Source organism: Methylobacterium sp. yr668, from assembly GCF_900116245.1.
In the GTDB taxonomy this organism is placed as follows: Bacteria; Pseudomonadota; Alphaproteobacteria; order Rhizobiales; family Beijerinckiaceae; genus Methylobacterium.
Window position 1 is genome coordinate 44,964 of sequence record NZ_FOZY01000031.1, and the last position, 14,999, is coordinate 59,962.

A 14,999-nucleotide genomic window follows, 5' to 3' on the forward strand; every position below is an offset into this window, starting at 1 on the left:
AGAGGGCGTCGCTGCTCTTGGTCGGCGCGGTGCGCAGGTCGCGGGCCGGCGGGGAGCACCCGCGCACCGATGGCAGCGTGGTCGATCGTGGATCTCCCGTCGGTCGTCGGCTCTCGCCCCGCGGACGAGGCGCGCATCACCGCGCAGGCAGATCGGATCGGAGATTGAATCGGGAGGCTCGCCATGACTGTCGGACAAGCGATGACCCGTGGAGCGATCATCGGCCTGATCGCGCCGTTCATCTGCATCCATGCGGCGCTGGCAGCCGCGTTCACGGGGACGGGCGGCGGCCCTGAGACCACGATCAACGCGCCGTACCGCTCGTCGGTGGGGCAGACGGTGCCGCCCGGCGCGGGGGCCGCGCCGCTGCACGATCCGCGCGAGCGGACGCGACGGCAGAAGGACCTCGACGCGGTCCTCGGCAGCGTCTGCGACAAGTGCTGACGCCGTCGCGACAGGTCCGCCTCGAACATCGACCGACACGAACGGGAACGAGCCTTTGCGTCCTCCGCACGACATCCGAATTCTCAGCCAGGTGCGCTGCCACCTCGGTGAAGGACCGAGCTACGATCCGCGCACCGGGACGGCGTGGTGGGTCGATATCCTGGAAGCGCGCCTGTTCGAGAAGCCGATCGCCAGCGCCCAGAAGGCGCTCGTCCACGTCCTGCCCGTCCAAGTCAGCGACATCGCGGCGATCGACGGCGCCCACCAGCTGCTCTCGGCGGAGGACGGTCTCTACGTCCGGTCGATCCGGGACGGGGACATCCGGATGCTCTGCCCCCTCGAGGAGGATCTGCACGACAACCGGTCCAACGACGGCCGCGTCCATCCGAGCGGCGCGCTGTGGATCGGCACGATGGACCGCGACGCCACCAAGGGGCGCGGCTCGATCTATCACGTGGCCGGCACGAAGGTGCACCGCCTCTTCGGCGGCCTGACGATCCCCAACGGCATCAGCTTCTCGCCGGACGGCGCCACCGGCTACTTCGTCGATACCGACGTCGGCGTGCTTCACCGCGTCCCGCTCGATCCGAGGACCGGGCTGCCGCGGGGACCGGTCGAGATCCATTTCGACCACCGCGGCGGCGAGGGCGCGATCGACGGCGCCGCCGTGGATGCCGAGGGCCTGATCTGGACGGCGCGCTTCGGCGCCGGCTGCCTCGACGCCTACAGCCCCGCGGGCGAGCGGGTCCGCACCGTGTCGGTGCCGATGCGGCAGCCGACCTGTCCGACCTTCGCGGGACGCGATCTCGACCGCCTGCTGGTCACGTCCGCCTACGAGGGCATGGACGTGGCGGACCGCGCCGAGGATCCGGAGCATGGCCGGACGATCCTGATCGACGTGGGCGCGCGGGGGCTGCTGGAGCCGGCCTTCCGGCTCTGCGCCTGACCAGGCCGGACCGCGGTTCTCGCCCGCCCTCAGCCGGCGCGTCGAAGCGCAACACCCAGGAGACTCCATGACCGACGCGGGCGAGCGCCCCTATCAGCCGATCGAAGCCTACGCCCTCCTGAGCAACTGCGAGGGATGCGCGCTCGTCGCCCGCGACGGATCGATCGACTGGGCCTGCCTGGAGCGCTTCGACGCCGACCCGGCCTTCTCCCGGCTGCTCGACCACCGGCGCGGCGGCCATTTCTCCATCCGCCCCGAGGGGCGGTACGAGACGGCGCGGCAGTACCTGAGCCGCAGCAACATCTTGGAGACCACCTTCACCACCCCGGACGGCTTCGTGACCCTGCACGACTTCATGGTCGGGCCGGAGGGCGGCCCGCACCGGCCGCTCCTGGTCCGGCTCGTCAGCGGTGTGTCGGGCCGTGTCCCGATGGTGGTCGTCTACCGGCCGCTGGCGGGCTTCGCCGAGTCCTTCGCGCCGCCGGAGATCGCGGGCGGCCGGGTGACGGCACCGGGATGCCCGGGCCTCGTCGCGGATGTCGAACTCGTGCGGGACGGCGCCGGGGCCGCCGCGCGGTTCGTCCTCGAGGGCGGGCAGGCGCGGAGCTTCAACATCTACGGCGATGCCCTGCCGGACGCCCCGCCGGACGCGCGCGCCCTGATGGAGCGGACGCGCAAGGCTTGGGTGCTGTGGACGCAGGACGCCGCCTACACGGGACCGCTCGCCGATGAGCTGATCCGGTCGGCGCTCGTGCTCAAGGCGCTGACATACGCGCCCACCGGCGCGATGGTCGCGGCGGCCACGACCTCCCTCCCCGAGGAGATCGGGGGGATCCGCAACTGGGATTACCGTTTCTGCTGGATCCGCGACGCGTGCCTGTCCTTCTACGTCCTGAAGAAGTTCGGCATGCTGCGCGAGGCCGAGGCCTTCTTCGGGTTCGTATCCGACCTCTGCGCGCGGGCGGAGGGGCGGCTGCGGCCGCTCTACAGCGTCTCGGGCGAGGCCGACCTCGCCGAGACCACGATCGCGCATTTCGAGGGCTGGCGGGGCAGCGCGCCGGTGCGGGCCGGCAACGAGGCCGCCGAGCAGCATCAGGCCGACGCGTACGGGCAGGTGCTCGACCTGCTCTACCTCTACACACGCCTGGGCGGCACGCTCCCGGAGGCGATGCTCGGGCACGGCGCCCGGCTGGCCGACATCTCCGCCGCGCACTGGCACCGCCCCGACGCCGGTCTCTGGGAGCCGCGCAAGCCCGAGCAGCGCTACCTCCACGCGGCGATCATGAACTGGGTCGCCCTGGACCGGGCGATCCGCCTGTTCGGCCCGCGCGAGACGTGGTGCCGGGAGCGCGACCGTATCGTCGCCTGCGTGAACGGCCCGGGGATCCACCGGGACGGCTACTACCCGCAATATCTCGGCGGTGACGACGTCGACGCCGCCCTGCTGATGGCGCCCCTGGTCGGCTTCCCGGTTGACGAGGCCGCCTTCGCCCGGACCGTGGACGTCGTCATCGAGCGCCTCGGCCACGGCCACCTCGTCTACCGCTACCGGAACGACGACGGCCTGCCCGGCCACGAGGGCACCTTCCTGCTCTGCGCCTTCTGGCTGGTCGACGCGCTGCTCTGGCTCGGCCGGGACGCGGAGGCGCGGCTGCGCTTCAACGCCCTGCGCGCCCTCCAGAACGACGTCGGCCTCTACGCCGAGGAGGTCGCGCCGGACGGCGCTTTCCTGGGGAACTTCCCCCAGGCCTTCAGCCATCTCGGCTTCATCCACAGCGCCCTGATGCTCGACCTGTTCGACCACGGCGGTCGCGCGGCGGTGCAGGGCACCTACGCCGACCGGTCCCTGCGCGAGACGGCGCTGCGCCGGACACCGACCCTGGGCGGCCCCGACTGATCGCCGCCCGCCATCCGCCCGTCCGCTGTCGCCACCCCTCATTCAGCGCAGGAGTGCCCATGTCCCGATCGAGCCGTCACGAAGCCCGTCTCCTGAGCGTGGACGAGGCCGATCTCGTCGCGCGCTCGCATCACCCCAGGCTCGGTGAGGCCGATGACGGCGGCTTGGCGGAGCTGGTCGCGCGTCTTCGGGCAAGCCGCGACCGTGCGCGGGATATCTCCCGCCGGCAGCGCCGCGAGCTGCGCGGCAAGGCCGCCCCGTCCGGCGCGCGCGCCGCGACCGACAATACCGGGACCCGCCGGAAGGCCGCGGTGCTGGCAGCCGCGGTGAAGCGCGCCAGCAAGGAGAGCGAGCGCAGGCGGAACGCCCGGGCGCGCGGTCGCCTGGTCACGAGCTCCCGCAGGGCGCTGGCGATGAAGCAGGCCGCCGGCGATCACGGTCTCGCGCGACCGACCTCGCGCACCGCGCACGATGGCATGCAGGCCGTTCCGAACGACGGCCTCGCGCCGTCGGGCGCCCTCGACAGCGCGGGACACGAGATCGCGCGGCGGCGCGGCGGCGGTCCGCGGTAGCGCCAGACCCGGACGGCCGCCGCGGGCGCTCCGGGCTCGGCCCTTGCACACCGGCGTCGGCTTCCGCGCCATCTCACCGGTAGCGGACGGGCCGGATCCGCGGCGCGCCTCTCTTCCGGCCGCGGCCGGTCACGGGCGCGGACCCCCGCCTCGCGGTGAGCGTCGGTGCGGATCCCGCGAGGTCCCTGTCGCGGCTCTCACGCGAACCTCGCGGACGCGCCCGTCATGGAGCGACAGGAGACGTCGGTCCTGGCAGGGTGGGATCCGATCGTGGCCCCGGGCCGTAGCGGAGCGTGCACCGACCGGTGCGCGCATGAGGATGTTGTCGATGCGGGGCGCCGCGCTGATTTTCGGGACACTTCTCGTCATCGCGACCTTCGTGTGGTTCATGTACTTCGTCCCCCTGGGATGTGCGATGAACACGACGGGGTGCCGGGAGACCTTCTCGGTCTGGAGCGGCGGCGGCCTGGTCCATTTCTGGGCGCCGCTCCTTGTCGCAGGCGCGGCGATCCTTTTCGGATTGTCCGGCTCTAGGTAGATCGGCGGTATTCGCGCATTGCGAGGCAGGGCCGCCGACGCTCCGGTCGTCGACGGGATCTGGTCAGCGGCGACGAGAGAGTCGTCGATGAACCTCTAGACGGCCGTGCAGCCGTTCAGGTGATCCTGCCCCTGGTCAGGGGTCAGCTTGCCGGCGGGACCGGGCCGTGCGAGGTGTCGCCCGCGACGATGCCTGACGTGAGTTGATCCACTGATCGCATGAGCCTCGCCGTCGACCCGACCCGCGCCCGGACCCCGAGGACCGCCGATCTGCACCGCGGCTATCGCGGCCGGGAGGGCGACCGACGGTCCGCGCGGGATGCCGGTCGATACCAGTCTCGGCGTCGGACAATCCCCGCGACCCGGCGAAAACGCGACTGGGCCGCCCATCGCAACATCGTGCCGGCGCCTGCCGGAGGAACCGCGTCCCGCGAGGCGGGACCGTTCGCCAAGACAGGGGATGTCCGGGAATGATCATCTGGTCCGGCTGGGGAATGCTGACGGCGCTGATCGCGGCGGCGGGCCTGATCGGCAGCGTGCTGCTCGATCCGGCGCTCGCCCGCCTGGGCGTCCCGACGCCCACGGGCGTCATCCTGGTGTGGGTGGTGGCGGCCGGCTTCAACTGGTGGCTCGGCACCCGGCTGAACGGCCGGCCGGGCCGCGAACTGCTCGACCCGCGCACGGGGCAGACAGTGATCCTGCGCCCGCGCCACACCCTGTTCTGGATCCCGATGCAGTACTACTCCGTGCTCATGGTTCTGCTCGGTCTGCTCGCCGTGATCGGCGCGATGCACGCCGGCTCGCCGGGCCGGCCTGTCTGATGGGCGAGCGCCGCGCCGCGGGTGCGCGGCCGCGACCTCTCCGAGGCCTCTCCGGCGCTCGACGCCGCGGCGCAGGGATGAAGCCCGTGGCGGTCCTAGGGGCAGTCCGGAGCGTCCGGAATCGCGTCGAAGGCCTGCGGTCCCGGCTGTGCTCGGGGGCGGACGACGACGCGGACCGTGACCCGGCAGTCACCCGCCCGGACGCGGTAGCGCTCCCCGTCGACGCGTTCGACTGCATCGATCGGACGCGATCCCAGCACCCGCGCGGCCGCCTCCGCGACGGCCTGGACTTCACGCACGCGTTGCCAGGACGGCGGCAGGGCTGCCTGGGCGGTCGTCGGAAGCAGCGCGAGCCCCGTCGCGCTTAGCCAGCGACGCGCGGCCATCATGCCCGGGCCTCCCGGGTCCTGGCGGGAGCCGACACCGGCGCCGGGACAGCCGCCCGGATCGGCCGGACCGCGAAGAGCCGAAGGCGTCGGCGCGTGGGCGTCTCTCCGTTCATGCGGCGGGGACGAACCTCAGCGGACCGCGAAGACGGAGGCCGGCGCCCCGTAGCGCCGGTCCCAGCCTTCCCACGCGACGTCGGTCGGTCCCACGGCGAAGTCGACGACCCGCCAGCCGTTTCCGTCCTGGCGCAGCAGCGCGGCGTAGTCGTTCGAGTCCAGATCGTCCGCGGCGCGAGGGAGGGGGCGGCCGTCGGGCCGCTGCATCCGCGCGAACAGGAAGGCCCAGGGGCCGACTTGGTTCAGGGCGTGCACGACGAACTGCACCGGCTGTCCCCGCCCGGTCTCCGCGGGGCCCCGGGCGACATCGAGCAGGGCGCGCCGCGCCGCGCCCTGCGGGGTCTCCGTCCCGGCCTGTGCGGGCTGTCGCGTGCCGTCGCCGCAGGGCTGCCAGGTTCTCTGGGCGCCCGTGTCGGCCGGGCGTCCGTAGCACCAGCCCGCGGCGGCGAGCCGGCGATCGAGGCCGTCGCGCCGTTCGCAGGCCGCCTGCGTGCGCGGATCGTCGCCGGAGCCGCCGCGGCAGAGACCGTTGGCCGTGGTCCAGTCCCGGAGAAGCGCCGCCACCGGATCGGCGCGCGTCGCCGTCGGCGCCGCGATCATCAGGGCGCAGAGCGCGCCGACGCGCCGTGTTCGCCGCGTCCGGTCTCTCCGGCTCGCGCAGGGCGCGCGGCCATCACCGGGGAGGCCGCCATCGGCCCGCGCGACGGCGTGGCGGGCCGAAGCAGCGGATCCGCGCGTCTCCGCACCGGCGTCACCCGACCGCGCGCCAGTGCCCGGACCGCCGATGGACCTTCCGTGTCCCCCTGTCATGCCCTGAAATCCCTGCCTGCGCCGGTCTCACGTCAGCCTTGAGCAGACCAGACCGAGTTCCGCGCGTCCCGCGCGGGCCGATCGGCACGATCGTCGCGCTCATGTTGGGCACGCGGCGAGACCTGTCGAGGGGATCGGCGCCGCCGCGGGTCAGAGCGCGCGCCTCCGCGGCGCTGCACGGCCGGGTGGCGATCCCACCGCCGGCACCGCCGAGACGGGAGCGTCCCGCCGCGGAGAGCCGCGCTCGTCGCCGGCAACCCGTCGCGCCGGACGCTGTTGGGTCCCCGGGAGTGGTTTCCGTATGGCGCGTCGCATCCTGATCACCGGCGCCAGCATCGCCGGCAACACGGTGGCCTGGTGGCTCGCCCGCAGCGGCTTCGACGTGACCGTCGTCGAGCGCGCGCCCGCCTTCCGGGACGGTGGGCAGAACGTCGATGTGCGCGGCGTCGGTCGCACGGTGCTGCGCCGGATGGGTCTGGAACGGGCCGCCCTCGCCAGCGGCACCGGCGAGGAGGGCACGGCCTGGATCGACGGCCGGGGACGGGTCGCCGCGCGGTTCGACGTCGCCGGGGCTGAGGGTGATGGCCCGACCGCCGAGATGGAGATCCTGCGCGGCGACTTAGCGCGCCTTCTCTACGAGCCGGCCCGGGAGCGGGCCCGCTACCGCTTCGGCGACCGTGTGGCCCGCCTCGCGGAGGACGGGGACGCGGTCGCCGTCACCTTCGCGGGCGGCGAGACGGAACGCTACGACGCGGTGGTCGTGGCGGAGGGCGTCGGCTCATCGACCCGCGAGCTCGTCTTTCCCGGAGAGAACGCGCCGCGCTGGATGGATCTGACCATCGCGTACTTCACGATTCCCAGAATCCCCGGCGACGACCGGATGTGGCGCTGGTTCAACGCCACGGGCGGCCGCAGCATCTCGCTGCGGCCGGACCGACACGGCACGACGCGCGCGATGCTGACGCTCCGTCAGCCGCCCGGCGGCGAGCAGGACTGGGATATCGCTCGCCAGAAGGCGTTCCTGCGGGCGCGGTTCGCCGGCGCCGGGTGGCAGGCCGGGCGCGTCGTGGCGGGCCTGGACGCGACGGACGATTTCTACCTCGACGTCCTGCGCCAGGTGAGGATGAAGCGCTGGTCGTCTGAACGCGTCGTGCTCACAGGCGACGCGGCCTGGTGCGCGACGCCCCTCGCGGGCATCGGCACGACGCTGGCCGTCACCGGCGCCTGCGTGCTGGCCGGTGAGCTGGCGCGCGCCGACACGGTCGCGGCGGGCTTTGCGGCTTACGAGCGGGTCATGCGCCCGTATGTCGAGAGGGCGCAGGGTGTCCCGAAGCTCGCGCCGAAGCTCATGAACCCGCGCACGCGGATCGGCATCCGTCTCCTTCACGCGGCCCTGAACGTCGCGAGCAGGCCCGCCGTTCGCCGCGTCACCGCGAAGCTGTTCGATGGGCGCTCCGAGGAGCCCGATGTCTCCGCTTACGTCGGTCGATCGGCCTGAATCGGCTCCTCGGCACACACGCTCCGGGCGGTTCCACATGGAGCGCTCGGATCGCCACGGCTCGGTTCACTGCGGGGTCTGATCTTGGCTCAGGAACGACGGCGTCCGTTGTCGGGGCAGCCTCTCCCGACAAGACCGGCTGTGCCGGCGGGGGAAAGTCCTCCCTAGAATTGTGAGATCAATGTCTGTTGTTTCATGAATCGGATCCCTGTCGGGTCTCGACGCGCGCGAGCATGTCGAGGGCATCACCGATCGCGGCGAACTCCGCGGTGTTGTCGAAGATGCACCACGCGCGTCGGCCGAGGGCCTTGTGCGCTCCGAGGCGCTCGGCCATCCGGGACAGGACGCGCGGTTCGTACGCCGAGTAGTACATGCGCGGCGAGCCGTGGAGCCGATAGTAGACGAGGTCCGGCCAGCCACCGGGCATGCCGGCGTTCCGGACCGGCGCGGGGTCGGCCGCGACACGGGCGATCGCGAGGCCGACGAGCAGGCGGTCGACATCTTCTGTGAACCACGTGGCGTGGCGCGGCTCGCAGACGATGTCGCCCGGGAAGCGCCGCCGGAATTCCGATAGGAAGGTCGCCGCGGACGGGCTGTCGAAGGCCAGACTCGGTGGGAGCTGGAGCAGCAGCGGCCCGAGTTTTGTCCCGAGGCCCGTGACCTCCCCGAGGAAGCGCTCGAGGGGCTCATCCACGCCGATGAGGCGCCGCTCGTGCGTGACCGATCGCGGCACCTTCACGGCGAAGCGGAACCCGTCCGGCACCGCCGCAGCCCATCTCGCGTAGGTCGTCGCCCGATGGGGCCGATAGAAGGCGGTGTTGATCTCGACCGCGGAAAAGCGCTGTCCGTACCGCTCCAGATGGCTGCCCGCCTCTGGGAACTGCGGCGCGTAGGCCTTGGGCAGGCTCCAGCCCGCGGTTCCGACGGCGATGGCGTCTGATGGATGCATGGAATACCGCTCGGGGCCGAAGCCATGCCGGCCCGACCGGCGATCGGTAGACCGGGATCTGCGCGCATGCGAGCGCTCGACGAGGTGTTCGACCGTCTCCCGCAATCCGCGTTCCGGCGACGCTTCCGGCTGGCGATCGCCGATCGGGTCTACCTGCGGGAGAAGGGGCTCCCGACGGTCTTGGACCACGCGCGGGACTTCGTGCGGCGACGCCTCGCGTCCGCCGAGCCGAGGAACGACGGCAAGCAGACGCCCTTTCGCGGTCATCCCGTCTTCACGGCGCAGCACGCGACGGCAACCTGCTGCCGCGGTTGCCTGGCCAAGTGGCACGCGATCCCCGCCGGCCGGGCATTGACCGCCGTCGAGCAGGCCCACGTGGTCGCCGCGATCGCGCGCTGGCTGCGCTCCGAGGACCCCGAGGCCGCCTGAAGCGCGCGCCAGGCCGGGCGGCCGGCGCCACCGAGACGGGGCAAAGTCGGCGTCGCGGACGAACGCCGCGATCCGGTCACTCCCGCCGGGGCGCTTCAGGCCCGGCGGCGTGCCGCTGCCGGTCGCGGCGTCCGGGCCACACGGCCCCGCCGCTTCTCCCGCTCCGCGGGCCGCTTGGCCTTTGCCCCTCCGGCGTTCGCCTCGTCCCTCCCCTGCCCTGGCCGCGCGGCGTGCGCGTCGAGGAAGCGCCGGCACGCGTCGAAGTCCGTCTCCGCGTCCGGCGGGCACGGGATGCCGCGCTGCTGGGCGAGGCTGCGCGCGTAGCCGACCATCGCCGCGCTCGGGCTCCGCCGGCCGTCTGCGCGGCCGGCGTCGTCCTCCTGCCCGGCACGCGGCCCGGCATGGGTGTCGAGGAACGCGCGGCAGACGCTGATGCTGCTCCTGCAGCCACGCGGCAGCGTCACGCCCTTCCGCTCGGCGAGGCTCACGGCGAACGCCACCATGGCCGGCGTCGGCGGCCGCTGGTCGCCCTGACCGGCCGGAATCAGGCTCGGATCGAGGCTGACGGTCGGCGCCTGCGCGATCGCGGCGATCAGGTCGTCGAGGCGGGCGCGGGTGCGCTGGCGGAAGGCGGTCGCGCGCGCGACCGCCTCGGCGCGCGTGGCCGCCCGTCCGATCTCGGCGAGCTCCGCCTCGAACATGGCGCGCCCGACCGGATCTCCGTAGGCCGGGAACACGCTGCGCACCGCGCGGACGAAGGTCAGGCCGACCTCGGTGACCTCGATGGCCGGATCCTTGCCGGTAGACAGCGTGATGTAGCGGCTCTTCAGGAGCTTGGGCAGGATCGTGTCGCGCGTCGCGGCCGTGCCCAGACCCTTCGGCTCGTTCGGGTTGGCGGGGTTTTCCAGGGCGCGCTTGGCGGCCGGATCGTCCACTTGGTCGATCAGCCGGCCCATCACCACCGGCAATTCGCCTCGGGTGATCCGCCGCGGCGGCTCGGTCTTCGCGGTGGCGATCTCCGCCGTCGCGGCGGAGGCGCCCTCGCCGTCGGTCACGAGCGGCAGGCGGGTGGCGGTGGCTTCCGCCTCGCGCTTGGTCTTGCCGGGCACGGCATCCGTTTCGAGCTCGGCCTCGCTGCCGTAGAGCGCGCGCCAGCCCGGCGCGCGCACGACGCTGCCGGAGACGGCGAACCGCCTCACGCCCAGCGGTGTCGCGACATCCGCCGTGACGCTCGTGCGCGCGTCGACCCCGTCGGGCAGGTGCGCGGCGAGATAGGCCTTCGCCACGAGTTCCCACAAGCGGAACTGATCGGTGCTGAGACGGCCGCGCTCGGGCGCCTTGCGCAGGGGCACGATAGCGTGGTGCTCGCCCGGATCCGCGACGTAGTGGCCCTTCAGGCCGCGACGGATCAGCGGCGCAGCGTCGCGCGGAACGACTTTGCTCAGGTCGGTCAGGACGGTTGTGACGGCCGCGATGATCGCGGCGGCATCGCCGGCCTGGCCCTCGGGCAGGTGCTCCGACTCCGTGCGCGGGTAGCTGAGGTACCCCTGATCGTAGAGGTCCTGAGCGATGCCGGCCGTGTGCTGCGGGTCCCAGCCGAACCGCTTGGCGCAGCGTCGCGCCAGGGTGTCCTTCGAGAACAGCCGGGGCGGCGCGCGCCGGACATCCCTGTGCGCGACCGCCAGAGGGCCCGACCACGTCGCCGCGGCGGACCGGATCGTCTCAGCGATCGCCGCATCGAGGATCCGCTCCTTCGGGGCGTGCCAGAGGGTGATCTCCGCGCCTGCATGGGTCCTAAGGTGCAGCGCGACCTTGAAGAAGTCCTGCGGCACGAAGGACCGGATCCGCTCCTCCAAGTCCGCCAGGATGGCGAGGGTCGGCGTCTGGACGCCGCCGAAGCGCCAGGGCTCCCGGAAGGCGGGCGGCCGCAGGCGCAGCGAGATCGCCCGCGTGCCGTTCAGGCCGAGATGATAGTCCTCGTACTGCCGGCAGAGCGCCTCGAGATAGGCGGCGTAGTCGCGCTCGCCCGAGGCGGGATCCTTGGCCAGGGCCGCGAAGGCGCGTCGGATCGAGACCTCGTCGAGCGCGCCGAGCTTGAGCCGGTCGACCCGGCCGTTCCAGCCGAGATGCTCGAGCACTTCCCACGCGATCATCGAGCCCTCGCGACCCGGATCCGTGGCGATGATCACGCGGTCCACGCCGCTCAGCGCCTGCCGGATCGCGGCGATCTTCGGTGCGTGCGACTGCCCGGACCGGTTCGTGCCGTAGCCGACCGGGATCGTGGGAAGGACGATCGGGAGGAGGTCGAAGCGCCAGGGCTTCCACTCGGGCCGGATGCTGCCCGGCTCCTCGGCCGAGAGCAGGTGTCCCTCGGCGGCCACGCAGACCGTGCTCGGCGAGCGGAAGAAGCGCTGCAACTGGCGCATCGCCGAGGGCTTCTCGAAGAAGAACAGCGTGCGACCGGAGCTCGGAGATGACATGTCGCTGACCGCTCCGGCTGTCGCCGCGCCTGACCCAGGGTTCACATTTTGTTCCAGACGGGCTCGGGACGCAACTGGCGCCTCGAGAGGGGAAGCCGTCGGAGAAGCCGGCGGCGTGTCGCCCTCCCCAGGCACACCGGCCGGCGCCGCGATGCTGGAGCGGCGCTCGTACCTGTGCTCCGGGCTCGCCCGCGGCGGCGACCCGGAATGCCTCCGTGGCCGGATCCCCGCCTGTGGCTGGCGCGTCGCCGTCGACCCGCGCACCGTCCTCCGAAGGCTCCGGGCACGCGCTCGCGCGCTAAGGGTTGCCCGCCCCAAGTGTCTGTCGAGACCAGCAAGCCTTCAGCGGGCACGGCACCGAGGTTCGGTCACCGGCCTAGCCGGCCGCGTGCGCCGAGCCGGGCTTGTTGCCGTGAATGAGGTCCCGACCCGCGTAGATGCCGCCCAGGACCTGCAGATCGAGACGCTCCGCATCGCGGCGCCGGACCTCCGCCAGGATCGCGCTGGCCGCTTCCGGCTCGGCTCCGGTCGTCAGGAGCGCCTGCTCGCCGAGGAGCAGAGCCGACTCGACCGTCTCGCGGATCTGGTAGGCCACGCCCGCCTGGATCAGCTCGACCGCGTGTTCGCGATCCCGGGCGCGCGCCAGCACGGGCACCAGGGGGAACTCCGCCTTGGCGATCTCCGCGACGCGTCTGGCCATCGCGGTGTCGTCGACGCAGATCAGGATCGCCCGCGCCGTCGCGGCGCCGGCCGCGTGCAGAATGTCGAGGCGGGTGCCGTCACCGTAATAGACCTTGAAGCCGAATCCCTCGGCGAGACGGATGTTGCTCGGGTTCGTGTCGATGATCGAGACCGAGCAGCCCTGCGCTATGAGCGGCTGACTGGCGATCTGGCCGAAGCGGCCGAACCCGACGATCAGGGCGCTGCCCACGAGGTCCTCGGGCGCCTCGACGCCGTCGATGGACGGGACGGCCTTGGGACCGAGACGATCGAAGGCGACGACCATCAGCGGCGTGATCGCCATCGACAGGATGATGGTGGCTGTCAGGACGGCGTTGGTCGTGCCGTCGATGATGCCCGCGCTCGCGGCGGCCGCGTACAGCACGAAGGCGAACTCGCCGCCCTGCGCCATCAGGGCCGCGCGTTCCAGCGACTCGGCGTGCGAGGCGCGCAGCACCCGGGCCACGCCGTAGATGAGCAGGCCCTTGACGGTCATGTAGGCGGCGACGCCCGCCAGGATCAGGCCGGCATTCGCGGCGATCACCGTCAGGTCGAGGGACATCCCGACCCCGAGGAAGAACAGGCCGAGCAGGATGCCGCGGAACGGCTCGACATCGGCCTCCAGCTGGTGACGGAAGCTCGACTCCGAGAGCAGGACGCCGGCCAGGAAGGCGCCCATCGCCATCGAGAGGCCGCCGAGCTGCATCGCGAGGGCCGAGCCGAGCACGACGAGGAGGGCCGCGGCCGTCATGACTTCGCGCGCCTTGGCGGCGGCGAGGAGGCGGAACAGCGGGTTGAGCAGCCAGCGCCCCGCGGCGACGAGCGCGCAGACCGAGAGCAGGGCGATGGCGACCGTGACCGCGCGCTCCGTCGCGCTCGCGGCGCTCCCGCCCGGCGCCAGAAGCGCGACGGCGGCGAGGAGCGGCACGATGGCGAGATCCTCCAGCAGCAGGATCGCCACGATGCGCTGACCCTTCGGCGTCGAGAGCGCGCCGCGCTCCTCCAGGAGCTGCATGACGATCGCGGTGGAGGTCAGCACGAAGCCGGTCCCGGCCACGAAGGCGACGGTGATCGAGAAGCCGAGGGCGAGTCCGACCAGGGTGAGGGCAGCGATGCAGGCGCCCACCTGGGCGAGGCCGAGCCCGAAGATCGCGCGGCGCATGCCCCAGAGCCGGGACGGCTCCATCTCCAGCCCGATGATGAAGAGGAACATCACGACGCCGAGCTCCGCCACGTGGAGGATGGCGTGGGCGTCCGTGAACAGGCCGAGCCCGAAGGGCCCGATTGCCAGTCCGGCCAGAAGGTAGCCGAGGACCGATCCGAGGCCGAGCCGCTTGAACAGCGGGACGGCGATGACGCCGGCCGCCAGGAGGGAGACGACCTGAACGAGTTCGCTCGCGGCACCGGATGCTTCGACAGCCATGGCGGGGTCCTTCCGTGGGTGCACTGGCGCCCCGCGGCCCGTGCTGGGCCCCGACGTCGCGCCGATGGATCCATCTTGAGCGAAGCACGCGCAATCAGAAATGGAAACTATCGAAACGGATCGTTTCCATGAGCACTCATCGTGCGGCTTGCTCTGACGCGCGATCCGGAGCGAGGCCCCTCGTCCGGATCACGGAGGGGTGTGCTGAGAGGCTGGCGCGGCGACGGGTCTCTGCGCGCGGGGCCTCTGCCGGATCCGGGAGCGGTGTCCGCACACGCGGACGACCGCGCCCGCCAGCGTCCGGCGGTCGACGAAGAGGGGCGATTGACAGCCGATTTCTGGCGCCCTATACGGCGCCTCCCGACGCGGTGCCCGGCCAGGGCGGGCCGCTCGGACGGACTTCCACTGAAGACTGCAAGCAACGGTCGGCGAGCGCCGAGTATTTTTTTGTTGATCTTCAGATGGCACTTGTGTAAACAGGCGCCGTTCTTTGACAAGTGAATACGGGAAAGAGAAGCGTGGACGGCGCTTGTCCTTGCGGGTCCGGCGAGAGCCGGATCAACGAGAGAAGCGAGCTGTCTAACGCTTCGGAAGCTCACACATCCGGGTAGTGATGCCGGGATGATTGTGAGCCTCTGTCAAGTAGTTGTGATCAGCTTAGATCAATCTCTTCAACGTGAGAGTTTGATCCTGGCTCAGAGCGAACGCTGGCGGCAGGCTTAACACATGCAAGTCGAGCGGGCCCTTCGGGGTCAGCGGCGGACGGGTGAGTAACGCGTGGGAACGTGCCTTCTGGTTCGGAATAACCCTGGGAAACTAGGGCTAATACCGGATACGCCCTTATGGGGAAAGGTTTACTGCCGGAAGATCGGCCCGCGTCTGATTAGCTAGTTGGTGGGGTAACGGCCTACCAAGGCGACGATCAGTAGCTGGTCTGAGAGGATGATCAGCCACACTGGGACTGAGACAC

Annotated in this window: 13 protein-coding genes and 1 rRNA gene; 9 read left to right on the forward strand and 5 right to left on the reverse strand. The window is 71.8% G+C overall.

Annotation, left to right across the window (positions count from 1 at the left end; genetic code table 11):
* Nucleotides 1-201: 201 nt before the first annotated feature.
* From BM419_RS26285 to BM419_RS26310, 6 genes are all read left to right on the forward strand, one after another.
* Nucleotides 202-444 carry a hypothetical protein gene (locus BM419_RS26285; RefSeq protein ID WP_020094409.1) on the forward strand — a complete coding sequence of 81 codons (243 nt, stop codon included), beginning with the start codon at nt 202-204 and terminating at the stop codon, nt 442-444.
* A 55-nt stretch (nt 445-499) separates the two neighbouring features.
* Nucleotides 500-1,390, forward strand: coding sequence for an SMP-30/gluconolactonase/LRE family protein (locus tag BM419_RS26290; RefSeq protein ID WP_056531092.1), 891 nt, complete (start codon nt 500-502; stop codon nt 1,388-1,390).
* A 67-nt stretch (nt 1,391-1,457) separates the two neighbouring features.
* The gene (locus BM419_RS26295) at nt 1,458-3,287 is read left to right on the forward strand and encodes a glycoside hydrolase family 15 protein (RefSeq protein WP_091928145.1); all 1,830 of its coding nucleotides are present in this window, start codon (nt 1,458-1,460) and stop codon (nt 3,285-3,287) included.
* A gap of 59 nt (nt 3,288-3,346) precedes the next feature.
* Entirely contained in the window at nt 3,347-3,859 is a 513-nt protein-coding gene (locus BM419_RS26300) for a hypothetical protein (protein WP_056531096.1), read from the forward strand.
* A 328-nt stretch (nt 3,860-4,187) separates the two neighbouring features.
* Nucleotides 4,188-4,397, forward strand: coding sequence for a hypothetical protein (locus BM419_RS26305; protein ID WP_026605124.1), 210 nt, complete (start codon nt 4,188-4,190; stop codon nt 4,395-4,397).
* Between the two features lie 469 nt (nt 4,398-4,866).
* On the forward strand, nt 4,867-5,217 hold the full coding sequence (locus tag BM419_RS26310) for a hypothetical protein (protein ID WP_056531099.1): 351 nt from the start codon (nt 4,867-4,869) through the stop codon (nt 5,215-5,217).
* Between the two features lie 95 nt (nt 5,218-5,312).
* Here BM419_RS26310 and BM419_RS26315 read toward each other — a convergent pair whose 3' ends face one another.
* Nucleotides 5,313-5,606, reverse strand: a complete 294-nt coding sequence (locus BM419_RS26315; RefSeq protein WP_056531102.1) for a hypothetical protein — start codon at nt 5,604-5,606, stop codon at nt 5,313-5,315.
* Nucleotides 5,607-5,735: 129 nt separating this feature from the next.
* A complete protein-coding gene (locus BM419_RS26320; protein WP_091683382.1) occupies nt 5,736-6,320 on the reverse strand; it encodes a hypothetical protein in 585 nt (194 codons plus the stop codon).
* Between the two features lie 511 nt (nt 6,321-6,831).
* Between BM419_RS26320 and BM419_RS26325 the strand changes: the two genes are divergently transcribed.
* The gene (locus BM419_RS26325) at nt 6,832-8,028 is read left to right on the forward strand and encodes an FAD-dependent monooxygenase (RefSeq protein WP_056531108.1); all 1,197 of its coding nucleotides are present in this window, start codon (nt 6,832-6,834) and stop codon (nt 8,026-8,028) included.
* A gap of 193 nt (nt 8,029-8,221) precedes the next feature.
* On the opposite strand, the gene BM419_RS26330 is transcribed toward BM419_RS26325, so the two are convergent.
* Nucleotides 8,222-8,977 carry a DUF72 domain-containing protein gene (locus BM419_RS26330; protein WP_056531111.1) on the reverse strand — a complete coding sequence of 252 codons (756 nt, stop codon included), beginning with the start codon at nt 8,975-8,977 and terminating at the stop codon, nt 8,222-8,224.
* Between the two features lie 66 nt (nt 8,978-9,043).
* Between BM419_RS26330 and BM419_RS26335 the strand changes: the two genes are divergently transcribed.
* Nucleotides 9,044-9,406: a DUF4186 domain-containing protein gene (locus BM419_RS26335; RefSeq protein WP_042669993.1), complete on the forward strand. Its 363-nt coding sequence runs from the start codon at nt 9,044-9,046 to the stop codon at nt 9,404-9,406.
* Between the two features lie 95 nt (nt 9,407-9,501).
* Here the strand turns inward: BM419_RS26335 and BM419_RS26340 are convergent, their stop codons facing one another.
* Both BM419_RS26340 and BM419_RS26345 read right to left on the reverse strand, forming a co-directional pair.
* Entirely contained in the window at nt 9,502-11,886 is a 2,385-nt protein-coding gene (locus BM419_RS26340) for a type IA DNA topoisomerase (RefSeq protein WP_091928146.1), read from the reverse strand.
* 376 nt (nt 11,887-12,262) lie between these two features.
* The gene (locus BM419_RS26345; RefSeq protein WP_056531116.1) at nt 12,263-14,029 is read right to left on the reverse strand and encodes a monovalent cation:proton antiporter-2 (CPA2) family protein; all 1,767 of its coding nucleotides are present in this window, start codon (nt 14,027-14,029) and stop codon (nt 12,263-12,265) included.
* Nucleotides 14,030-14,701: 672 nt separating this feature from the next.
* On the opposite strand from BM419_RS26345, the gene BM419_RS26350 reads away from it, so the two are divergent.
* Nucleotides 14,702-14,999 (forward strand): 16S ribosomal RNA (locus tag BM419_RS26350); the annotation flags it as partial.

Excerpts from the sequence above, each read along its gene's own strand:
- BM419_RS26305 (WP_026605124.1), top strand. The coding sequence starts at position 4,188 with ATGCGGGGCGCCGCGCTGATTTTCGGGACACTTCTCGTCATCGCGACC.
- BM419_RS26285 (WP_020094409.1), top strand. The coding sequence starts at position 202 with ATGACCCGTGGAGCGATCATCGGCCTGATCGCGCCGTTCATCTGCATC.
- BM419_RS26300 (WP_056531096.1), top strand. The coding sequence starts at position 3,347 with ATGTCCCGATCGAGCCGTCACGAAGCCCGTCTCCTGAGCGTGGACGAG.
- BM419_RS26325 (WP_056531108.1), top strand. The coding sequence starts at position 6,832 with ATGGCGCGTCGCATCCTGATCACCGGCGCCAGCATCGCCGGCAACACG.
- BM419_RS26345 (WP_056531116.1), bottom strand. The coding sequence starts at position 14,029 with ATGGCTGTCGAAGCATCCGGTGCCGCGAGCGAACTCGTTCAGGTCGTC.
- BM419_RS26310 (WP_056531099.1), top strand. The coding sequence starts at position 4,867 with ATGATCATCTGGTCCGGCTGGGGAATGCTGACGGCGCTGATCGCGGCG.
- BM419_RS26295 (WP_091928145.1), top strand. The coding sequence starts at position 1,458 with ATGACCGACGCGGGCGAGCGCCCCTATCAGCCGATCGAAGCCTACGCC.
- BM419_RS26315 (WP_056531102.1), bottom strand. The coding sequence starts at position 5,606 with ATGATGGCCGCGCGTCGCTGGCTAAGCGCGACGGGGCTCGCGCTGCTT.
- BM419_RS26330 (WP_056531111.1), bottom strand. The coding sequence starts at position 8,977 with ATGCATCCATCAGACGCCATCGCCGTCGGAACCGCGGGCTGGAGCCTG.
- BM419_RS26335 (WP_042669993.1), top strand. The coding sequence starts at position 9,044 with ATGCGAGCGCTCGACGAGGTGTTCGACCGTCTCCCGCAATCCGCGTTC.
- BM419_RS26340 (WP_091928146.1), bottom strand. The coding sequence starts at position 11,886 with ATGTCATCTCCGAGCTCCGGTCGCACGCTGTTCTTCTTCGAGAAGCCC.
- BM419_RS26320 (WP_091683382.1), bottom strand. The coding sequence starts at position 6,320 with ATGATCGCGGCGCCGACGGCGACGCGCGCCGATCCGGTGGCGGCGCTT.